The organism is Corallococcus sp. AB030 (assembly GCF_003668965.1).
Classification (GTDB): Bacteria; Myxococcota; Myxococcia; order Myxococcales; family Myxococcaceae; genus Corallococcus; species Corallococcus exiguus.
This window is the reverse complement of the sequence record NZ_RAWQ01000436.1, coordinates 1-1,586: the sequence shown is the minus strand read 5'-3', so window position 1 is coordinate 1,586 and position 1,586 is coordinate 1. Positions and strand designations below refer to the sequence as shown.

At 67.9% G+C, this 1,586-nt stretch carries 1 protein-coding gene; it reads right to left on the bottom strand.

All coding sequences use genetic code 11. The features are described 5' to 3' along the window. Positions 1-106: 106 nt before the first annotated feature. On the bottom strand, positions 107-1,441 hold the full coding sequence (locus tag D7Y15_RS43425; protein ID WP_233605328.1) for an acetyl/propionyl/methylcrotonyl-CoA carboxylase subunit alpha: 1,335 nt from the start codon (positions 1,439-1,441) through the stop codon (positions 107-109). Between the last annotated feature and the right edge of the window lie 145 nt (positions 1,442-1,586).

Here is a 1,586-nt window from a genome sequence, read left to right as displayed (position 1 = left end):
TATTACCAAGCCATTCCCATGATGAAGGAGGAGCGATTGCGGCCTCTCGTCGAGCGCTTCGCCGAACTCCTCCACCAGCACCCTGTCTTCAAAGAAGCGCTCGGTTTCATATGAGGGGATGGCTCAGGTCGTAGTCCCCGCCCACGAACTCCGGGTGGGACAGGATGCCGTGCAGGTAGCGGATGTTGGTGGTGATGCCCTTCACCACGTACTCGGACAGCGCCCGCTTCGCCCGCGCGATGGCCTCCTCGCGCGTGGCGCCCCACACGGACAGCTTGGAGATCATGGGGTCGTAGTAGTTGGGCACCGTGAAGCCCGCGAACACGCCCGAGTCGTCGCGCACGTTCGGGCCGCTCGGCACGCGCAGCGCGTGGATCTTTCCGGGGCTGGGCATGAAGTTGCGCGACGGGTCCTCCGCGTACACGCGCACTTCGATGGCGTGACCGCGCGGGGTGGGGGCCTCGAAGAGGGGGAGCTTTTCCCCTTCCGCGGCGCGAATCTGCATGGCCACCAGGTCCAGGCCGGTGACCCACTCGGTGACCGGGTGCTCCACCTGGAGGCGGGTGTTCATCTCCAGGAAGTAGAAGTTGCGGTGCACGTCCACCAGGAACTCCACCGTCCCGGCGCCCACGTAGTTGACGGCCTTGGCCGCCTTCACCGCGACCTCGCCCATCTTCGCGCGCATCTCCGGCGTGAGGATGGGGCTGGGCGTCTCCTCCACCACCTTCTGGTGACGGCGCTGCGCGGAGCACTCGCGCTCGTTCAGGTGGATGGTGTTGCCGTACTGGTCGGCGAAGACCTGGATCTCGACGTGGTGAGGCTTCTCCAGGTACTTCTCGATGTAGACCGCGTCGTTGCCGAAGGCGTTGAGCGCCTCGCTCTTGGCGGAGCGCCACGCGGAGTCGAAGTCGGCCAGGCCCTCCACGCGGCGCATGCCCTTGCCACCGCCGCCGCCAGCGGCCTTGAGCATGATGGGGAAGCCGATCTGCTGCGCGTACTCGCGCGCTTCCTCGATGGTGGCGATGGGCTCGGTGGTGCCGGGGACGACGGGCACGCCCGCCTTGATCATGTTGGCGCGGGCGCGGGTCTTCTCGCCCATGGCGTCCATGGCGGCGGCCGGCGGGCCGATGAAGATGATGCCGGCCTTCTCGCAGGCGCGCACGAAGGACGCGTTCTCGGAGAGGAAGCCGTAGCCGGGGTGGATGGCGTCCGCGCCGGACTCCTTCGCGACCTCCAGGATGCGCTCCTGCACGAGGTAGCTCTCGCGCGAGGGCGGGGGGCCGACGAAGTAGGCCTGGTCGGCGGTGCGCACGTGCAGCGCGGAGCGGTCTGCTTCGGAGTACACCGCCACGGTGGCGATGCCGAGGTCCTTGCAGGTGCGCATTACCCGGATGGCGATCTCGCCGCGGTTGGCGACGAGCACTTTGCGGATCTTGGGCATGGGCGCCCGTCTAGCATGGGGCGCCCGGGATTGCCCGCCCCTACTTGCGCAGGTTCAGGTACTCATCCATCAGCTGCTTCGCCTGGGCGAGCTTCGCCTCCACGTAGCGGTCGTCCTCGTCCGGCTCCGGGGGCGGGGCGGGGTG